We start from the raw sequence: 19,301 nt of genomic DNA, 5'->3' as shown, positions 1-19,301 counted from the left end.
TGAGGTTTTAGTTCCGATGCTGAGTTAGAGCGAAGTCATGTTCGAGTCTGAAGCGGGATCTACAGTGAATCTGTAGTTCTTCTGTTCTTCACCAAAGGCTCCTATGACTTTCATGCTCAGCAACAAAGCACGCCTGCAATGGGCGGGCTTGCTCGTCCCCGCCATCGCTGCGCTCTGCGCCCACGCCGCTCCCCCGACCGCGCCAGGCGCATCCGTGGATGCGGCGGCGCGTGCACGTGTCGCCGAATACAGCGTCGTCAATCTCGGTCCGGACACCGGACAGGCATTCCTGAATGCGCGCGACCAGGTCGCCTTTGCCACCTGGTCATACCCTGAACCGATATTCAACGGGTTCTTCGACGGCAGGCGCGTGTACACCCTGGGTTCGCTGGGCGGGTCGTATACCTTCGTGCAGGGCTTGAACAACCAGGGTGTCGTGGTCGGCCAGTCCCAGGACGCCGCCTTCGACTACCGCGCCTTTGCCTGGACCGCCGCGCGCGGCATGCGCGCCTTGCCGGGGCCGACCTTGTCCGACGCCCATGCCATCAATAACCTCAACCAGGTGGTGGGTGCGGTCCGGGCGGAGGGGCAGATGTTTTATACCCGCGCCAACCGCTGGAATGCCGACGGCACCCTTACTCCGCTCGGTCCGCCGCCCGCCAGGTTATCGGCGGCGCGCGCCATCAATGACAGCGGCGTCTCGGTCGGCGATTCCGAGGTTCAGTATCAGGACAGCCACGCCATGGTCTGGGACCGGGCCGGCACGGCCACCGACCTCGGCCTCTTCGGCGGCACGCAATCGACCGCCACCCACATCAACGCGACCGGCCAGGTGCTGGGCACCTATTACAAGGAGGGACGCGGCATCGGCTTCCTCTGGAGCCGGCAACGCGGCATGGTGCGGATCGGCCCGGACACGGGCGATCAGTATGTCACCGCGCTCAACGAGAACGGAGAAGTCACAGGGAACAACCTGGTCGTGGACAGCGACCCGCAATACCGGTACGCCCCCTTCGTCTGGTCGGCCGCGCGCGGCATGCGCCCCTTGCCGCTGGCCGGTGCAGCGGAAGGGAGAGTCAACGCACTGAACAACCGGCGCGAAATGGTGGGCTACCTCGAACGCACGCTCGACGACCCCGGCAGCCGGCGCGCCGTCCTCTGGAACGACGTCGCCAATCCGGTCGACCTGAACACCCGTCTGTACCGGGCTCCTGCCGGGCTGGTGCTGTATTCGGCAAGCAAGATCAACGACAACGGTACCATCGTCGCCGATTCGAACGCCGGACTGGTCCTGCTGCGTCCGGGGCGCGAAGGAACGGCCGCGCCGGTGCTGGGTGCGGTCGCCGGCGGGGCCGCCGGCGGTAGCGTCAGGCTGGGACAGACAGTCGACTTCAGCGTCAACTTCGTCGACAGCGCCGTGGCCGAGTCGCACCGGGCGGTGGCGAGCGTCAACGATGCGTGCGCGCAGGCGGCGCCCAGCTTGCGCGAGCAGCGCGGAGTGGGCGACGTCAGCCTGCGCCATACCTTCTGCCAGGCCGGCGCATTCGTCGTCAAGGTCACCGTCACGGACCGTGCCGGCAATGCCACGCAGGTGCAGCGCCGGCTCGTCGTCACCGATCCGTCGGTGCCGACCTTGACCGGATCCGGTGCGCTGCCGCCGCAATCGGGCAAACGCGCGGCGCAGTCGGTCCAGCTGTCTGCGCGCGGCGCCACTGTGCCAATGCGCGAATGACAAAAAAAAGCCTGGGGCAGCGCAGCCCGGGCTGTTACGTCTTGCGCATGGAACGCCGCTTTACTGCACCGTCAGCGCCACGTCGTCGACCAGGAAGGTCGTCTGCAAAGAGGAATCCTCGGTGCCGACAAAGAACACCTGCACCGTCTGCCCCTTATAGGCCGACAGGTCCAGGCTTTTTTGGGTGTAGCTCGTTCCCTTGTCCAGGTTGGAATAGGTCGCCGGCGTGGCGAGAATCGTGCCGCCGCTGTTCCTTACCTGCACCTTGAGGGTGTCGTAGGCACTGGTGGTCGTCGTTTCCGCCGACTGCACCTGCAGCCAGAACGATAAGCTTGCACTTGCTGCGGTCGAGGGAATGGCGACCTGCTGGTACAGGTTGTCGGTACGGGTGGCGCCGGTGCCGGCCAGTTTCGCCTTCCAGCTGCCGGTATGGGCCGGGGTCGTCGTCGCGTTGTTGATGATGCCGCTACCTCCATTCCAGGACACGGCGCCCGACTCGAAACCGGGGTTCAGCAGCAGCTGGGTGCCGCCGCTGGCGTTGCTGATGCTGAAGCTGGTCGCGCCCGAGCTGCCGACGTTGCCGGCCGCATCATAGGCCTTCGCAGTCAGCGTGTGGCTGCCGTTGGCCAGGGTGGTCGAGTCGAGCGTCATCGAATAGGGCGAGCTGGTGTCGCTGCCTTTCAGGACGCTGTCGACATAAAACTCGACCTTGCTGACGCCGACGTTGTCGCTCGCACTGGCGGACAGGGTCACGGTGCCGGCCGTGCCGCTTTCGCTGGCGCTCACGGTCGGGGCGACCGTGTCGCCGGACGACGAGGTCGATTGCGTCACCCAGAGCGGTGCCGACCACAGGATATTGCCGTCGTTTTGCGTGATCTTGGCATAATAAAAATGCTCGCCCGTGGCTGGGGTGATCGTCGTGCTGGCGCTGGTGGACAGCTGGGTCACCGTGCCGTTACGGCCAGGCACGCCCTCGAAGATCGCCACCGACGACACCGTCTTGCCGGAGGTGCTGGCGAAATTGGCGACCAGGTTCAGGGGGCCGCTATTGGCAAAGCGCTCGCCCATGAGGTGGCCGTTGGCGGTCAGCACCAGTTGCGAGGTCTTGTCCATCGTCGCGAACACGCGGCGCGCCTGCAATGCCGCGACAAAACTGGCGTTCGTCAGTGCCGTGCCATTCGGAATCAGGATGCCGGTGCGGTTGGTGTACGAGGCGCCCCAGTTCGCGCAATGGTTGTCCTGGTTGCTGGAAAACGCCACGTGGAAGCCGGCCTCGAGCGCCTTTTTGCAGGCGCCTTCGAAGGTGCTGCGGCCGGTTTCGGTTTCGGTCGTATTGGTCGAAAACGCGGAGGTGTTCAGCACTTCGCACAACACCATCGCGTTATCTCCGTCGGCCGTGTAGCCGAGCGGCAGGCCGTTGACAAGGAACTGGCCGCTCGTATCCGGATGGTTGAACTGGCCGATCCAGCCGCGGTTTTTCATCAGGGTGTAGAGCGAGGCGTAATCGTTTTTGGCGGTATACGTGTCGCCGATCAGCTGGTTGCTGCCGTTGTATTCCCACTCGAGCAATTCGTTGCTGTTGAGGATATTCAGGTGGCCGCCGTTGCTGATCACGCCCCACTCCAGACCATACACGGCCAGGAAATTCGGGTTGGCGAGATTGAAATCGCTCGCCGCCTTCAGGCCTGACTGGTACAGGGCCTTGGCCGTCGCCGGGCTGGCCGCGGCATTGGTGCCGTCCGAACCGTCGTACATGTGGTTGTGCTCGGACGCCATCAGGATATCCAGGCCCTTGCCTTTCGCATAGGCGAAGGCCTGCGCCGGACCGGAGGCGCCGGTTTGCGGACTCTGGGCGCCGGTGCAGGAGGACAGGGCTCCGCCGCCGTCGCTGTGGTTGGTCTGGCTGTGCAGGTTGGCGTAATACACGGTGTAGGGGAGCGCGGCGGTGGCCGGGACCGACATGGGCGACACCATGCCGCCGCCCGTGCGCGCTGCCGCTTCCCTGGCGCCGGCAGTCGTCGGCAGCGCCGTAAACGCCGGCATCGGGACCGTGTCCGGCGCGCCGACGGCGATGTCCCAGGCCTGTTCCACCTGGTGGCCGCCTTCCGCTTCGAGCAGTGCGTCCGTCTCCGCGGCCGACAGCGGCCGCGCTTGCCCTGCCTCGGCGGCGCGCGCCACGGCGACCATGCGCACCTGGTAGATGCCATCGCGCAGGGCCGGGTCGCCGGCGCGTCCGCGCCAGTTGACCTTGACGTCGACCGGCTTGCCGGACAGGCGCCGCACACCCTGCCAGCGCTCGATGACGCGCTGTGCCGGATCGAGCAGTTCGAGCCGCCAGACAATGTCCTGCGCCTCCACGACGAAGGGGTAGCTGAAGGTCAAGGCAAACGTGCGCCCTTCCTGGGCGGCCGCGGCTGCGCTATAGGGCGCATGCAGGGTCGCTTCGAACTCGCGGTGGTCCGCTTCCGATGCCAGGCCTGCCTGACTGAAACCGAGTGCCAACACCAATGGCAGCAACTTCATGGTATGAACGCGACGCATGTGGCCTCACCCCTCTCGTTATAAAAGTACAAATTTTTACAACGATGCATGACACAAAGATTACAAGCAAGCAGGTTTTATCAGAAATTGATGAGCTGCTCGGTTTTGCAACAGTGTCGGGGCAATGGCGGACGGGCGGAGCAAAAAAAAGCCGCTGTCACCAGCGGCATGTGGGTAAGGAATGAGCCTGTCGTGCGGCGTTCCCGATTTGGAAGGGAATCAGCGCGAGTCGGCGCCACCCGGCCGGTCCGGGGTCTGTTTGGCAAGCTCGTCGACGCCGGTGCCGGTCACGGAGGCGTCCACCGATTGTCCCTGGCCCTCCCCCTCACCTGCCGCCGAGGTACCGGGCTTGCCGCCCGCCGCTGCCGCCGTCATGCCGGCCGCGTGGGCGTGGGCGCCGCGGTCGCTTTGCGGTGCACCTGCCGGCCCGACATTGCTCTCCGGCGGCGCGCTGACGATGCCGCCTTCGCGTTCGCTTTTCGCTCCCCCAGCACCGGTGTAATGGCCGGCATTCGAGCCGCCATTGTCTGCCTGCTGGCGCTGGCCCGTGTCCGGGTCGGCGGGGTCGGAGCGGCCCGACAACGAATCCGGTCCGCGCGTATCTGGATGATGGCTACCGGCCTTGCCGGCGCCTGCATCGTATTGCTTGTTTCCAGCCATGACGATCTCCTTGGCGTAATGAACCATGGGATCGATGGTAGCCGTTTGTTCAGGTACACCAATAGGAGCGCGGGCTGAAGCCGTGTAGGCGGCTTCGCACGGCGTGTTCATCAGGGCTGACGCTCACGCCGGCTGTGCCGGTGCAGGCGGAGGGGCGACCAGCGCCATGCTGCACGTAAATGGATCCTCGTGACTGACGAACAGGGCCGGCGCATTGCCCGCCAGCGCAGCATGGCGCGCCAGCGCCAGGGCGCACATGAAGGGCACGGCGCCGCAGGTGCCGGTGGCCACGCCCGTACGCAGGACATCGGCCGTCGTGTCGAGATCGGGCAGCGCGGACGAGACAAGTCCCATCAGTTCCAGTCCGCGGCTGGTGCGGTGGTCGGTGTCGGCGGCCACGCAGGCGAGGTCGGACAATCCGAGTCCGGCGGCCTGGACGGCACGTTGCGCCAGCTCGGTCAGGCGTGTTGTTTCCGCGCGTTTGGCGCTGCCGGCCGAGACTTCCCTGCGCGCCTCGACCATGGGGTACAACTGCGCGAACACGGCACCATCGGTCTTGCTGGCCCCATCGAGGCTGGTGAGCAGCAGGCCGGCCGCTCCTTCCCCCGGAATGCGCCCCTGGGCCCGGGCCGGCGTCTGCAGCGACCCGTTTGCGGACCAGCCATCCACCATTTGCTGGTCGATGGACGAGGCGCAGGCGATCAGCATGGTGGCAAGCTGCGGGGCGCGCGCTCCGCTCGCGTCTGCACATAGCCCGAGGATCGTTGTGGGAGCGGCATCCAGCGGGGCATCGATCCGGGTCAGGCTGTCCACGGGCCAACCGAATTGCGCCACCGTATGCCTGAACCACAGGCCCGCCGCGTGGCGCTGCTCGACCGTCCAGCCTGGCGGAAACAGCGGCAGCAAGCGCAGCGGCGGCGGCGCGCCTTCGGGCGGCATCAATTGCATGACGGCCTCGTTGGCCAGGTCGCGCACGACGGCCGTGCCCAGGGTCAGCGCGCGCCACTGCGCGGCACCAAAACGCAGCTCGGCCATGCCGTTCAGGATGAGCCATTCGTGGACTTCTTCCTGCAGCGCCTCGTCGACGGCAGCGTCGCTGCGGGCGCTCGTGAGCGGAAAACCATCGTCGTCGATCAGCTCGGGATCGAGGTCGGGGTGCGCCTGGTTGCCGGCAATCGCAGTCGCGAGCGCGTCGGGCGAGTCCCCGTGCGGCGCGCGCAGGGCAGCGGCCAGGACGGCGAGTGGTGGGGCCGCAGGGGGGGCGAGCGCCGGCTGGGCTGCAGTCGCGGTGCCGGCAGCCGCTGCGGCCGCGGGACGTGCGGTGACCAGTTTCTTGCCGAGCCAGACGGCAGCCAGCACCCCGAGGGGCACGGCCAGCAGCGCCAGCAGCAAGTCGCCTGTCGCCGGGCCGTGCTCGGCCGAGCGCCAGTAGGCGATGGCGCCGCCCCAGCAGAGCACGAATACGGCGGCGGCCAGCAGGGCTGTTTTGATCCAGCTTGGCGCCAGGCGCGGCGGCGCAACGGTGGTCGAAGTCATGGTGTCAATCAGAGCTTGTCGATCGTGGCTTGCTGGCTGGCGATCAGGGAGGCGCCGCAGGCGGTCTTGTCGCCGTGGCGGGCGGCCGGTTTGCCGTCGATGATCAGGGACGAATCGCCGCTGACGATCGGGTTCGGCCCGTGCTTCGGACAAACGGTTTTATCGCCCATGCGCGCGATCGGGACGCCGCCGCTGTCGCTCTGGTTTGAAGCTTCGATGACGGCGCCGCCGTGCGAGGTTTTGTCGCCGAGAACAATCAAGGGTCCGGACATGGTTTTCTCCGATGAGTGGTCGCAGGTGACCGGGGTCTTACGCCGCCACGGCCAGCAACTCGAGCTTCAACTCCTTCATCCCCGCCGGCACATAGATCGAGATCGATTGCGCCTTGAGCATGCGCTCGTACATCTGCCCTTTCGATTCGAGCATGAAGTAGCAGGTGTCGGGGCGCACCGCCAGCGCCGCCGGCGGCTGCGGCGTGTATTGCAGACGCACGCCGGGCAGCGCAGAGAGCACGAATTTTTCGACATCGTCCGGCGCGCCGACCTTGAAACGCAGGGGCACGACGTCGACCAGCTGCACGGCGGGAATATCCGCGGAGACGGCAATATAAAACGTCGTCTTGTCGTCGATCTTGCCCGAGTCGAGGGCGCCGATATGATAGGAGGGCCGCACTTCGCTGAGGGCAATCGCAAAATATTTCGACGAAATGACGGTGTCGAGCAGTTCGCGGATGATCGTGTGCAGTTTCGTGAAAGGGGGGCCCGGGTCGGCGTGCTGGTAGGGAGGCAAATCCGCCAGGGTCCAGCTTTTTGAAAAGGTCATCAGGCCGCCGGCGACGTCCAGCAATTGTTCGTACAGCCGTTCCGGATGCAGGCTGGGGTGATGAAAATGGTGGGTCAGCGTGGCGTAGGCGGAACTGGCCGTGTGCAGCAGCCAGAACGAGGACATGTCGCCCGAGCGAAATTCGATCACGTTGCGGCTCGGCTCGCGGTGATGGCCATACAGGGCGCTGACCTTGGCCTGCAGCGCGTCGAGCAGGCGCCGCAATTGCTGGAACAGCGGGGCGGCGGCGCCAATGGAGAGGCTGGGCGGCACGAAACCGGGGTCGATTTCAAAACCGCCGACGGCCGCACGGCGCAGGCGCAGCAACGGGAAGTGAACATAGGCGTCGCGCGGCTCGAATTCCGAGACGAGACGTACCGATTTCTTGAGATAGGCCAGCTGCACCGGCGCGGCCTGCGTATATAAATCGGCCGTTTCGAGGTTGGTCTGGATAAAACGGGCCGTATGCGCGGCCTGGCCGGGCGTGGCGAAATTGCCGCTGAACGGTTTCAGGCTTGGCAGGGCCGCGTAATACGTCACGCTTTGCTGGGATTGCTGCAGCAGGCTGAGGTCGACCGTATCGGGGAGCGCATCGGCGTTCGGTGCGTCGACCAGCTCTCCATCCTGGAAGCGCAGCGCCAGGTCGAGGATGCGCAGCGTGTTGTTGGCCAGCGCTTCGCGGTCGACTTGCAGCCGCTCGACTCCCCAGGCATACGGATGCACCGCCTTGATGCCTTTTTGCAGGCAATGCTCGTGGTATGCGTCCTGGCGCTGGAAATGCTGTGGGCGCAGCAATAAACCCTCGCCCCAGAGTACTTTGCTGGTCATGTCCGCTGTGATCCCTATCGGTGATTTTTCGTTGCGCGCAACTTTGCCAACGGAAACAGTAGCACTGCCCTCGGCGGTGGCAGCTTGCGTTTGCGCAAACGTCGGGTTTGCACAACGCCATCACGGGCGATGCCGCTTCCTTATCCTTCTTCAAGGTTGAGGGGAGTCTGCGCGGTAACACTACGGAGCTGATCGGCAGCGGTGCACCCGCCGACCTCACCCAGGCTCGACAAGGAAAACCGATGAACCGTTTTACGCCAGGCCTGTTCGACCGCCTGCTCGGGACGCCACTGCGCAGCAGCAACGGCAGTGGCAACGGCAATGCCGCGCGCCTGTCGGTCGAGGACATGAAGGATGCCGTCGCGCGCGACCTCGAAGCCCTGCTGAATACCCGCGCCGTGCTGCCGGAAGATTTTTTGAAGGCCTACCCGGAGTGCAGCCGCTCGATCGTCAGCTATGGGATGAAGGATTTTGCCGAGCTGTCCCTGTCCAGTCCCTCGGACCGGGCCCTGATCTGCGCCTGCATCGAAGAGGCGATCGGCTGCCATGAGCCACGCCTGCGCAACGTCAAGGCCGCACTGGAAATGCGGGAAGGCGCCGTCAACCGCCTGGATTTTTCGATCACCGGGGTGCTGGTCGCCAGCGCTTCGCAAGAAGCCGTGAATTTCGATGCCGTGCTCCAGCCCTCGACCCTGAGCTACAGCATCAGCAAGGCCGGCCGCGCCGCGCCGGCGGGAGCCTGATCAAGTGGAACAATTACTGCCGTATTACGAGAGCGAGCTGGGCTACCTGCGCCGCAACCTGCGCGAATTTGCCGAGCGCTACCCGAAAATCGCCGGACGCCTCCTGATCAGCGGAGAAGTGTGCGAAGACCCGCACACCGAACGCATGATCGAATCGTTTGCCCTGCTGAATGCCCGGATCGCCAAACGGCTCGACGACGACTATCCGGAATTCACGGAAGCCCTGTTCGACGTGCTGTACCCGCATTACCTGCGGCCATTTCCCTCATGCTCGATCGCGCGTCTCGATTTCACCGGCGCGGCCAAGCAGCAGACCACGGCCGGCACCATCCCGCGCGGCACCCAGCTTACGACGCGCCCTGTTCGTGGCGCCGCCTGCACGTTCCGCACCGTGTACCCGGTGGCGGTGGCGCCGCTGGCGCTGGCCGCGGCCAGCTTTTCCGACATCCTGCGCGCGCCCGATGCGGTACGGCCTCCGCCCGGCGCCACGGCCAGCATCAGCTTGCGCATCGCCGGCAGCGCCGAGCAGGTCGATGTGAATCAACTCGACCTGCCCCGGCTGCGCGTGTTCATCGACGGCGAACCCTCGTTCTGCGCCGCCCTGCGCGACGCCCTGTTCATGCGGACGGTGGCCGCCTATGCCGAAGGAGATGGCAACGGACGCTGGGTTCAATTGCCCGCCATTCCCGTCCAACCGGCAGGTTTCGACGACGCCGAATCGCTGATCGATTTCCCGGCCCGCTCGCACGCCGCCTACCGCCTGCTGACCGAATATTTCTGTTTTCCCGAGAAATTCAATTTTTTCGATATCGACTTGCAGCAGCTGTCCGCCGCCCTGCCCGGCGCCAAATCGATCACCCTGCACCTGGCCCTGTCCGGCATTCGCAGCGACTCGAACACGGCGCGCATGCTTGGCACGCTGTCGACGAATAACGTCCTGCTCGGCTGCACACCCGTCGTGAATCTGTTCCGCCAGCGCGGGGAACCGATCCGGCTGACCCACACCACGGCCAGCTATCCGGTGCTGGCCGATGCGCGGCGCGCCTTTGCCTTCGAGGTGCAGGCTATCGATTCGGTGAACCTGGTGCGCCAGACCCCGCAGGGAGAGACGGTGGTGCAGTTTCGCCCCTTCTACTCGCTGCAGCATGCGCAGACGCCCGAGCAGAACGGCCATTACTGGGCGATGCGGCGCGACGAGACGCTGGCCGAGCGCAGCCCCGGCTTCGAAACGCAAATCGCGATCGTCGATATCGATTTCGACCCGGCCGCGGTCGAAACCGATACCTTGAACTTGGAACTGACCTGCTCGAACCGGGACCTGCCCTCTTTGCTGCCCTATGGTCAGGCCGGCGGCGATTTGTTCCTCGAGGGCGGCTCCAGCGTGCGTACGATCCACTTTCTGCGCAAGCCGACCCACTCCTGGCGTTTTCCCAGCGGGCGCAGCGCGCACTGGCGCCTGATCTCGCACTTGTCCCTGAACCACCTGTCGATCAGCGCCGGCGGTGTCGAAGCCTTCCGGGAGATGCTGGCTTTGTACGATTTGCCGCGTTCTCCCTCCTCGCAGCGCCAGATCGGCGGCATTACCGCCATCGAACAGGGCGCCACCACCGCCTGGCTGGCCGGCAACCCTTTTAATTGCCTCGTGCGCGGGGTGCAGGTGCGCCTCGCCATCGACGAAGAAGCCTTTATCGGCAGCGGCATCCACGCCTTTACCCACATCGTCGAACGTTTTCTCGCCCTCTACGTGCACGCCAACAGTTTTACGCAGCTGGTCATCGTTTCGGCAAAAACCGGGGAAGAACTATTGACATGCACACCAAAAAGCGGCGATTTGAGCCTGCTGTAATCGAGCGCCTGTTCCGCGAACCCTACCGCTTCGAATATTTCCAGGCGGTGCGCATGCTGGAACTCTGGCTGCGCCGCCATGGCGCGCCCCAGCACGGTGTCGTCGCCAATTTCCTGCGCTTTCAGAATTCGACCTCGCTGCGTTTTCCGGCCAGCCAACTCGAGGCGCTCCACGTCGAGCCGCGCACGATCGAGCCGACGGCGCCCTCCCTCGGCCAAGCGCTGCAGACCGCCACCCTGAAATGGATCCGCATCACGCCGACCTTCATGGGACTGTTGGGCGTGAACGGCGTGCTGCCGCCGCATTACACGGAACGCGTGGCCGAACAGCAGTTCAACGACAAGGACGAGGGTGCGCGGGCTTTCCTCGACACCTTTTCGAACCGCTCGCTGGCGCTGTTCTACGAGGCCTGGCGCAAGTACCGCCTGCACCTCAAATACGAACTGGGCGGCAGGGACAGTTTCCTGCCGTTGTTGATGAGTCTGGCCGGCTTGGGCAATCCGTCCTTGCGCAAGCGCCTGGCGCGTGAGGACAATGGCGCCGTGCTGGATGAGTCGATCGGCTATTTCGCCGCCGCGATCCGCCAGCGGCCGATCTCCGCGGTGCAGGTGGCGCGCGTGCTGTCGGAATATTTCGCGCAACCCGTGGAGGTCGAGCAATTCGTCGGTTCCTGGTATGCGGTGCCGCCCGCGCAGCAAAGCACCCTGGGCTGCGAGAGCGCCACCCTCGGCAGCCGCGCCATTGCCGGGGAACGGGTATGGCAGCGCGATCTGCGCCTGCGCCTGGTGGTCGGTCCCCTCGATCACGCCGGTTTCACGGCCTTCCTGCCGGGTGGACTGGCGGCGCGCGCGCTCACCAGCCTGCTGACGATGTTTACGGGTTTGTCCCTCGAATACGAAGTCGAACTGGTGCTGCGCGCGGCCGATGTGCGTCCGGTCACGATGCGCGAAGGCAGCCCGCTCGGCCGCCTCGGCTGGGATACCTATCTGGTCGCCGGTCCCCAGCAGCGCGACCGCAACGATGTGCATTACGACATCCGGATGAATTGAATTACACGATCCCGCCATTCACCCGCAGCGTCTGCCCATTCACCCATTCCCCCTGCGGCCCGACCAGAAACGCGACCAGGTTCGCGATGTCTTCCGGCGTACCGAGGCGCTCGAGCGGCGCGGCCTTCGCCAGGCGTTCCACCAGCTCGGCCGGTTTGCCATCCAAAAACAGGTCGGTCGCGGTCGGCCCCGGCGCCACGGCGTTCACCGAAATCCCCTTGCCGCGCATTTCCTTGGCAAAGATGTTGGTCATGGTCTCGACCGCCGCCTTGGCCGCGCCATACACGGCGTAACCCGGCATGGTGAGGCCGATGGCGCTGGTCGAAAAATTGACGATGCGCCCGCCGTTGCGCAGGCGCGTCGCGGCCAGGCGCAGCATGTTGAACGTGCCGCGCGTGTTGATCGACATGATGCGCTCGTACAGGGCGTCGTCGGTATCGGCCAGCAGCGTCGTGCCGGGCTGGATCACGCCGGCGTTGTTGATGACGACATCGACCGCGCCAAAGGCTTTTTCCGTTTCGTCGAACAGGCGCGCGCAATCGGCGGCCAGGGCGACATCGCCTTGCAGCGCAATCGCGCGTCCGCCGGCCGCCTCGATTTCCCGCACTACGTCGTCGGCGTCCACCGCGCGGCTGGCGTAGTTGACCGCGACGGCATACCCGTCCTGCGCCAGGCGCAGCGCGATCGCGCGGCCGATGCCGCGCGAGGCGCCAGTGACGATCGCCGCTTTGACTGCAGATTCTGCCATCCGTGTTCTCCCCAGCCTTACGGCCCTCCGGCCAGCACTTTATCGGGCGTGATCGGCGTACTGCGAATCCGTTTGCCGGTCGCGTGATAGATCGCGTTGCTCACCGCCGCCGCCACGCTGACCAGACCGATTTCGCCCACGCCCTTCGCTCCCAGGCGGCTGACGATGCGGTCGTCCTCCTCCACGAAAATGACGTCGATGTCGTGGATGTCGGCGTTCACGGCCACATGGTATTCGGACAGGTTGTGGTTCATGAAGCGCCCGAAGCGGTGGTCGGTATGGCTTTCCTCGTGCAGCGCCTGGCTGATGCCCCAGACCACGCCGCCGACGATCTGGCTGCCCGCGGTCTTGGTATTCATGATGCGTCCTGCCGCGATCGCGCTGACGACGCGCGTCACGCGCACGATGCCGAGTTCCTCGTCGACCCGCACTTCGACAAACACGGCCGAATGCACCATGCGCCGGAATTTGCGCTGCTTGAGCATCTGCGGCAGCATCAGGTATTTTTCCTCGAGCCGCTCGCGCCCCGTGTTGCGGACGATGGTGCCGAGCGAAATGAAGGTGTCCGGGTTCTTCTTCAGGCGCAGCACGCCCCCCGCGAATTCCACATCCTTTAATCGTTTGTCGCGGAAGGGAGAATCGGCGTCCGCCTGCGCGTAACGCAGCAGGGTCAGGCGCAGCTTGTCGCACACGCCCGCCACTGCCGAACCGACCGTGGCCACGTGCGACGAGCCGCCCTCGATCGGCGCCACCGGCAAGGTCGAGTCGCCGAGTTGAAACGTCACGCGCTCGAGCGGCAGGCCCATGGCTTCGGCCGCGATCATCGCCATCACCGTATAGGTGCCGGTACCGATGTCGGTGGCCGCGCTCGACACCACGAGGCTGCCATCCGCATGCATCACGGCGCTGGCGCGCGCGAACATTTGCAGTGCATCCCAGGCGCCGGTCGCCATGCCCCAGCCGACCCATTCGCTGCCTTCCTTGCGCGCACGCGGCGCCAGCGGACGCTGCGACCAGCCGAACTTTTCGGCCCCCTGTTCATAGCAGGCGCGCAGTTCCTTGCTCGAATACGGCTTGTCGTCGATCGGAGCACGGTCGGCGTAGTTTTTCAGGCGCAGGCTCAAGGGGTCCATTTTCAGGGCATAGGACAGTTCGTCCATCGCCACTTCCAGCGCATGCATGCCGTGCGCCGCGCCGGGCGCGCGCATGTCGATCGGCGTGTACTGGTCGAGGCTCACCAGTTTATAACCGAGCTTGATGTTGTCGCAGGTGTACACCAGCCCGGACCAGTTCACCACGACTTCCACGTAATCCTCGATCTGCGAGGTTTCGGCGATCGCTTCGTGCTGGATCGATGTCAGCGTGCCGTCGCGATCGGCCGCCAGTTTGACCCACTGCACCGTCTCCGGACGGTGGCCGAAGCTGAACATCTGCTGGCGCGTCAGCTGCACCCGCACCGAACGTTGAAGGTGCAAGGACGCCATCACGGCCAGGGTCAGCTGGTATTGCGGACGCAGGCCGGAACCGAAGGCGCCGCCGACATACGGATTGCGCACGGTGACTTTATCCTTTGACAGGCCGAACACGTGCGAGACATACCAGCGGCTGTTCTGCGAGCTTTGCGTCTTGTCGTAGATCGTCAGGTGGCCATCTTCCGCGCGAATCACGGTCGAGGCGAACAGCTCCAGCGGGTTATGGTGTTCGACGCCGTGGTAAAACTCCGCCTCGATTTTTACAGGGGCTGCCTTGAACGCCTTCTCGGCATTCCCTTTTTCCGGGGGCGGCGGCTCATAGCCCGCCTTCAAGGGGCGCGGCGTGTAGGCGCGCCCGAGGTTCGCGGTCAGGCGCGTGTCGTGTTCTTCCTCTTCGTAGCGGATGCGCACCAGGGCCGCCGCGCGCCGCGCCGCCTCGAAGGTCTCGGCCAGCACCAGCGCCACCGGCTGGCCGTTGTACAAAATCTGGTCGTCGTAGAAGGGGCGGAAGGGAGACCCTGCCGGCGCCGTCATGTCCTTGTAGGCGAGATCGAAGGAACGCAGCTTCGGCCGGTTCATGTGGCTCATCACCTCGACCACGCCCTCGATCAGCATCGCCTCGGCCGTATCGATGTCGAGGATGCGCCCTTTCGCGATCGTGCCGCTGACGACCACGCCATACAGCAGATGCTCGGCCGGGTGTTCGGCCGCATAGCGCGCCGCACCCGTGACCTTGGCGCGGCCGTCGACGCGCGAGACAGCCGTGCCGGTGACGACCTGTCCGGTGCCCGGTTCGGCGACGGGAGTATGTAATGCCTGGATCAGGTCAGTCATGCGGCTCTCCGGTATTGGTGACGGTGCCCTGCACCGCGGTCTGCAGCGCGCGCACGATCGCCTTGCGCGCCAGCCCTATCTTGAAATCGTTGTGGCCCTGGCCCACGGCGCCTTTCAACAGGACGTCGGCCACCTGCCCGAACAGGGCCGGGTCGGCCTGCTGCCCTTCCAGCAGGGCTTCCGCCTCGGGCTTGCGCCACGGTTTATGCGCGACCGAGCCGAGCGCAATGCGCCCGCTGCGGATGATGCCGTCCGAACCGATATCCAGCGCCGCCGCGACGGAGACCAGCGCGAACGCATACGAGAGGCGCTCGCGCACCTTGATGTAGGCCGAGTGGCGCGCATAGCGGCGCGCGTCGGGCAAGGTGATATGCGTGATCAGTTCGTCCGCTTCGAGCACGGTGTCGTATTGCGGCGCGTCGTCCGGCAGCCGGTGGAATTCGGCGAACGGAATGTCGCGTTTGCCGCGCGCCGATTCGACGTGCACGGTCGCTTCCAGGGCGGCCAGCGCCACGCACATGTCGGACGGGTGGGTCGCGATGCAGTGGTCGCTGGCCCCTAGAATCGCATGCTGTTTCGTGATGCCGCCGATCGCCGAGCAGCCGCTGCCGGGTTCCCTCTTGTTGCAGGGCGTGCCGACATCGTAAAAGTAGTAGCAGCGGGTTCTCTGCAGCAGGTTGCCCCCGTTGCTGGCCATGTTGCGCAGCTGGGGAGAAGCGCCGGCCAGGATCGCCGCCGTCAACAGCGGATAGTGCTCGCGCACCAGCGGGTGGTAAGCCGTATCGGCATTGCGGGCGGTGGCGCCGAGGCGCAGGCCCTCGCCGTCCTCTTCGATCTGGTCGAGCGGCAGGCGGTTGATGTCGACCAGGCGGCTCGAGGCCATCACGCCCTCTTTCATCAGGTCGATCAGGTTGGTGCCGCCGGCGATGAAACGCACGGCTTCGCCGGCGAAGCTGGCATTGCCGGCGACCTGGGCCAGCGCCGCCTGCGCGCTATCGGCCTGGGAAAAAGTAAACGGGTTCATGCCGGCACCGTCGCGGGAACGATGGCGTGGACGGCGTTGTCGCCATCCTTGATGCCGGCCACCTGGCAGACGGCCTTGCGGATGCCCGGATAGGCGCCGCAGCGGCAGACGTTCCCGCTCATCAGCTCGCGCACCTCGGCCACGGTTTTCGCTTGTCCCTCATTGATCAGGCCGACCGCCGAGCAGATCTGGCCGGGCGTGCAGTAACCGCACTGGAAGGCGTCGTTGTCGATGAAGGCCTGCTGCAACGGATGCAGTTCATTTTCCTTGGCCAGGCCCTCGATGGTCGTGATCTCGCGGCCGTTCTGCATCACGGCCAGGGTCATGCAGGAGTTGATGCGCCTGCCGTCGACGAGGACGGTACAGGCGCCGCACTGGCCGTGGTCGCAGCCTTTTTTCGAACCCGTCAGGTCGAGGCGCTCGCGCAGCAGGTCGAGCAGCGTCACCCAGGCTTCGGTGTCTATCTGGTGGTCTTGCCCGTTGATGCGCAGGGTGAGCGGATAGCGCTCGGGAGCGGTCATGGTGAATCCTTTCTGGATGGGTCGGACAGGGCTGTTCGAGGCGCGCAGGAGGCGGCGCCGACCGCAGCGGTGATTCGCTGTTGTCATTCCGTTACGACCATCTTAGTAGCAAGCGCAAGGTAACCGGCGCACAATTAGCCGACGAGAATGCCGACCTGTGGGGCTCAGGCGAGGTAACTTGCCAGGCCGAATTGATCGATAAATTCGAGCAAGGCGCTGAGGGCGGCGGGACGGTGGCTGCGGCCGGGATAGACGGCGTAATAGGTGTTGTCGGTGGGCGGGTGCTCGGGCAGCACCAGTTGCAGGCTGGCGTCGAGCAGCGCCTCGCGCACCATGAACCAGGGTAACAAGGCGATGCCGGCGCCGGCCAGCGTCAGCCCGCGCAGGGTGTTCAAATTGTTGGCGCGCAGTGGGGCGCCGGCGGCGGAGACGTGCACGACTTTACCGTCGCTGTGCAGCGGCCACTGCGGCAGCACATCGTGCAGCAGCAGGCGTTGACGCGACAGGTCGGCCGGGTGCTGAGGCGCGCCATGCGCCGCCAGGTAAGCGGGAGCGGCGACCAGCACGCGCCGCACCGCCCCCACGCGGCGCGAGACGAAGGAAGAATCGCCGAGCTGGCCCGTGCGCAGGGCAAGATCGATGCGCTCCGCCACCAGGTCGAGGTGGGCATCGGTGATCACGCATTCGACGGTGACGGCCGGATGGCGTGCATGGAAAGCGGCCAGCAGCGGCGGCAGCAGCAGGATGCCCGACGCTTCCGGCGCGGTCAGGCGCAGGTGACCCGCCGGTTCGTCGCGCAGCCGGGAGATCGCCGCATCGGCCGCGTTGGCGGCGTCGAGCATCGCCTGGCAGTGGATCAAATACACCTGGCCGGCGGCCGTCAGGCTCAGGCGGCGCGTGGTCCGGTGCAGCAGACGCACGCCGAGGGCACTTTCGAGCTCCGCCACCCGCGCGCTGACGGTCGACTTCGGCAAGCCGGCGGCCAGGGCGGCCCCGGTAAAGCTGCCGCTTGCCGCGACCTGGGCGAACAAGGCCATGGCATCGAGTTTCATTGTTCGCTCCGCTGGATAGTCTTTCCGGATTATAAGGACTAATCGGCGTAATCGAAACCGACTACGATGGACCCAATTAACACTGACAAAAGGAATGACCATGAAAGCCATCGCCGCATTTGCCGCGCTCCCCGCCACCGACGAGCAATCCCTGCAGGACATCACGCTGCCCGATCCGGTCGCCACCGGCCACGACATCCTGGTCGAGGTGCATGCCGTTTCCGTAAACCCGGTCGACACCAAGGTGCGCCGTGGCTTGCCGGCCGAAGCGCAAGCTGAACCACGCGTGCTCGGCTGGGATGCGAGCGGCATCGTGCGCGCCGTGGGCCCGGAGGTGACGCTGTTCCGCCCCGGCGACCGCGTCTGGTATGCCGGCGCCATTAACCGTCCGGGCAGCAACAGCCAATTGCAGCTGGTCGACGAGCGCATCGTCGGGCGCATGCCGAACAAGCTCGGCTTTGCCGAAGCGGCGGCGCTGCCGCTGACGGCGATCACGGCCTGGGAACTGCTGTTCGACCGCCTCGGCCTGCAGTTCGGCGGCCATCAGGGAGAGAAGCTGCTGGTGGTCGGCGCCGCCGGCGGCGTCGGCTCGATCCTGGTCCAACTGGCGCGCCAGCTGACGGGCATCACCGTGATCGGCACCGCCTCGCGCCCGGAAACGCGCGAGTGGGCGCGCATCTTCGGCGCCCATCACGTGATCGACCACGGCACGCCGCTCGACACCGCCTTGACCGGCGCCGGCCTGGGTGAAGTCGACTACGCGATCAGCCTGACCCACACCGATAAACATTTCAATGCGCTCGTGAATGCGATCAAGCCGCAAGGAAAACTGGCGCTGATCGACGATCCGGAACCGATCGACGTGCGCCTGTTAAAACGCAAGAGCATCTCCCTGCATTGGGAGCTGATGTTTACGCGGTCCCTGTTCAACACGCCCGACCTGCAAGCCCAGCACCGCCTGCTGAACGAAGTGGCGCAGCTGGTCGAGGATGGCCGTATCCGCACCACGCTGGCCCAGAACATGGGTCCGATCAACGCTGCCAACCTGCGCCGCGCCCATGCCTTTATCGAGAGCGGCGCGGCCAGCGGCAAAGTGGTACTCGAGGGTTTCGGAGACTAGTTTTAGTGAGGTTTTATTGTCTCTCGGCATTTTTTAGGCCAAGAAAAAACTGCTCGAAAAACCGTCAAATAAACCGTAGTATCGTTTATATGATTCATACAAAATAAACGATTTATACGGTATATTTTAGCGGACAGGTGAGGCCGCGACCGGGTGCGCTGCCGGGCAGTTTTCGCTGGCGGCCGCATCGTTGATGCCGCGTATGTGTTCTTCGAGCGACGGCAGGCCCAGTCGCTTGCGGCGGGCCTCGACCCTTTGTGGATCGTCCAGCAGGTAATAATCCCAGCGGCAGGCGTCGACCTGGCGCAGCTGGGTGCCATAGCGCTGCGGCCGGCCTCCCTGACCGCCAGCCGGTCGGAGGCCGTGGCCAGGTACATGGGCGGCGCTTCGCCATCGAGCACGGACAGCTCCAGCTGGCGCACCACCTGGCGCTGGAAGGGCAGGTCCCCACTGCGTTGCTGGGCCACGAGCCAGGCGCCGCGCGCGGCCTGTACGCCTTCCACGCTGCGGCGCGGCCAGCCACAGGCGTTCATCCACGCGCCCAGGCGCTCGGCGTTGCCGCGCTCGACCGCCTCCAGCTCGGTGCGCCCCTGCACAGCCGCCGCAGCGCCGGGCGACGCCAGGTAATCGATCCGGCTCCGCACGGCCTCGGCCGCTTCCACCATGGCCGTCAGTTCCCCCGCATAGGCCGCGCACTGCGGTTCGGCGCGGGCCGGTGCGTTCAAAGCTGCCGCGGCCAGCAGCGGCGCCAGGATCTGCAGACTTCCCATCAT

General features: G+C 65.5%; 16 protein-coding genes. 5 read left to right on the top strand and 11 right to left on the bottom strand.

The window, feature by feature from the left end; all coding sequences use genetic code 11:
• The first annotated feature begins 112 nt into the window (after nucleotides 1-112).
• Nucleotides 113-1,732 carry a hypothetical protein gene (locus tag LPB04_RS05900; protein WP_193687804.1) on the top strand — a complete coding sequence of 540 codons (1,620 nt, stop codon included), beginning with the start codon at nucleotides 113-115 and terminating at the stop codon, nucleotides 1,730-1,732.
• Nucleotides 1,733-1,792: 60 nt separating this feature from the next.
• Here LPB04_RS05900 and LPB04_RS05895 read toward each other — a convergent pair whose 3' ends face one another.
• From LPB04_RS05895 to tssK, 5 genes are all read right to left on the bottom strand, one after another.
• Nucleotides 1,793-4,273, bottom strand: coding sequence for a CehA/McbA family metallohydrolase (locus tag LPB04_RS05895; RefSeq protein ID WP_227496633.1), 2,481 nt, complete (start codon nucleotides 4,271-4,273; stop codon nucleotides 1,793-1,795).
• A gap of 219 nt (nucleotides 4,274-4,492) precedes the next feature.
• Entirely contained in the window at nucleotides 4,493-4,933 is a 441-nt protein-coding gene (locus LPB04_RS05890; RefSeq protein ID WP_193687803.1) for a hypothetical protein, read from the bottom strand.
• Between the two features lie 123 nt (nucleotides 4,934-5,056).
• Entirely contained in the window at nucleotides 5,057-6,469 is a 1,413-nt protein-coding gene (locus tag LPB04_RS05885) for a hypothetical protein (protein ID WP_193687802.1), read from the bottom strand.
• An 8-nt stretch (nucleotides 6,470-6,477) separates the two neighbouring features.
• Nucleotides 6,478-6,741 (bottom strand): PAAR domain-containing protein, encoded by a 264-nt coding sequence (locus LPB04_RS05880; protein ID WP_193687801.1) that lies wholly within the window; start codon nucleotides 6,739-6,741, stop codon nucleotides 6,478-6,480.
• Nucleotides 6,742-6,778: 37 nt separating this feature from the next.
• A complete protein-coding gene (gene tssK / locus LPB04_RS05875) occupies nucleotides 6,779-8,119 on the bottom strand; it encodes a type VI secretion system baseplate subunit TssK (protein ID WP_193687800.1) in 1,341 nt (446 codons plus the stop codon).
• Nucleotides 8,120-8,361: 242 nt separating this feature from the next.
• On the opposite strand from tssK, the gene tssE reads away from it, so the two are divergent.
• From tssE to tssG, 3 genes are read left to right on the top strand one after another with little or no spacing between them, the layout of a single operon-like run.
• Nucleotides 8,362-8,862, top strand: a complete 501-nt coding sequence (gene tssE / locus LPB04_RS05870) for a type VI secretion system baseplate subunit TssE (RefSeq protein WP_193687799.1) — start codon at nucleotides 8,362-8,364, stop codon at nucleotides 8,860-8,862.
• Between the two features lie 4 nt (nucleotides 8,863-8,866).
• Complete coding sequence (gene tssF / locus LPB04_RS05865; RefSeq protein ID WP_193687798.1) at nucleotides 8,867-10,708, top strand: type VI secretion system baseplate subunit TssF; 1,842 nt, start codon at nucleotides 8,867-8,869, stop codon at nucleotides 10,706-10,708.
• Nucleotides 10,672-11,757: a type VI secretion system baseplate subunit TssG gene (gene tssG, locus LPB04_RS05860; protein ID WP_193687797.1), complete on the top strand. Its 1,086-nt coding sequence runs from the start codon at nucleotides 10,672-10,674 to the stop codon at nucleotides 11,755-11,757. The genes tssF and tssG overlap by 37 nt, the downstream gene beginning before the upstream one ends.
• Nucleotide 11,758: 1 nt before the next feature.
• On the opposite strand, the gene LPB04_RS05855 is transcribed toward tssG, so the two are convergent.
• From LPB04_RS05855 to LPB04_RS05835, 5 genes are all read right to left on the bottom strand, one after another.
• Nucleotides 11,759-12,505, bottom strand: coding sequence for an SDR family oxidoreductase (locus LPB04_RS05855; protein WP_193687796.1), 747 nt, complete (start codon nucleotides 12,503-12,505; stop codon nucleotides 11,759-11,761).
• Between the two features lie 17 nt (nucleotides 12,506-12,522).
• Nucleotides 12,523-14,811, bottom strand: coding sequence for a xanthine dehydrogenase family protein molybdopterin-binding subunit (locus tag LPB04_RS05850; RefSeq protein ID WP_193687795.1), 2,289 nt, complete (start codon nucleotides 14,809-14,811; stop codon nucleotides 12,523-12,525).
• A complete protein-coding gene (locus tag LPB04_RS05845; protein WP_193687794.1) occupies nucleotides 14,804-15,835 on the bottom strand; it encodes an FAD binding domain-containing protein in 1,032 nt (343 codons plus the stop codon). Before LPB04_RS05845 ends, LPB04_RS05850 begins: the two co-directional genes overlap by 8 nt.
• A complete protein-coding gene (locus LPB04_RS05840; protein ID WP_193687793.1) occupies nucleotides 15,832-16,356 on the bottom strand; it encodes a (2Fe-2S)-binding protein in 525 nt (174 codons plus the stop codon). The genes LPB04_RS05845 and LPB04_RS05840 overlap by 4 nt, the downstream gene beginning before the upstream one ends.
• Before the next feature lie 164 nt (nucleotides 16,357-16,520).
• On the bottom strand, nucleotides 16,521-17,408 hold the full coding sequence (locus LPB04_RS05835; RefSeq protein WP_193687792.1) for a LysR family transcriptional regulator: 888 nt from the start codon (nucleotides 17,406-17,408) through the stop codon (nucleotides 16,521-16,523).
• 100 nt (nucleotides 17,409-17,508) lie between these two features.
• On the opposite strand from LPB04_RS05835, the gene LPB04_RS05830 reads away from it, so the two are divergent.
• Nucleotides 17,509-18,528, top strand: a complete 1,020-nt coding sequence (locus tag LPB04_RS05830) for a zinc-binding alcohol dehydrogenase family protein (protein WP_193687791.1) — start codon at nucleotides 17,509-17,511, stop codon at nucleotides 18,526-18,528.
• Nucleotides 18,529-18,654: 126 nt separating this feature from the next.
• Here LPB04_RS05830 and LPB04_RS24425 read toward each other — a convergent pair whose 3' ends face one another.
• The gene (locus tag LPB04_RS24425) at nucleotides 18,655-19,065 is read right to left on the bottom strand and encodes a DUF6624 domain-containing protein (protein ID WP_407943880.1); all 411 of its coding nucleotides are present in this window, start codon (nucleotides 19,063-19,065) and stop codon (nucleotides 18,655-18,657) included.
• Between the last annotated feature and the right edge of the window lie 236 nt (nucleotides 19,066-19,301).

The sequence above is a fragment of the Massilia litorea genome, assembly GCF_015101885.1.
GTDB lineage: Bacteria > Pseudomonadota > Gammaproteobacteria > Burkholderiales > Burkholderiaceae_D > Telluria > Telluria litorea.
This window is presented reverse-complemented; position numbering and strand designations above follow the sequence as displayed.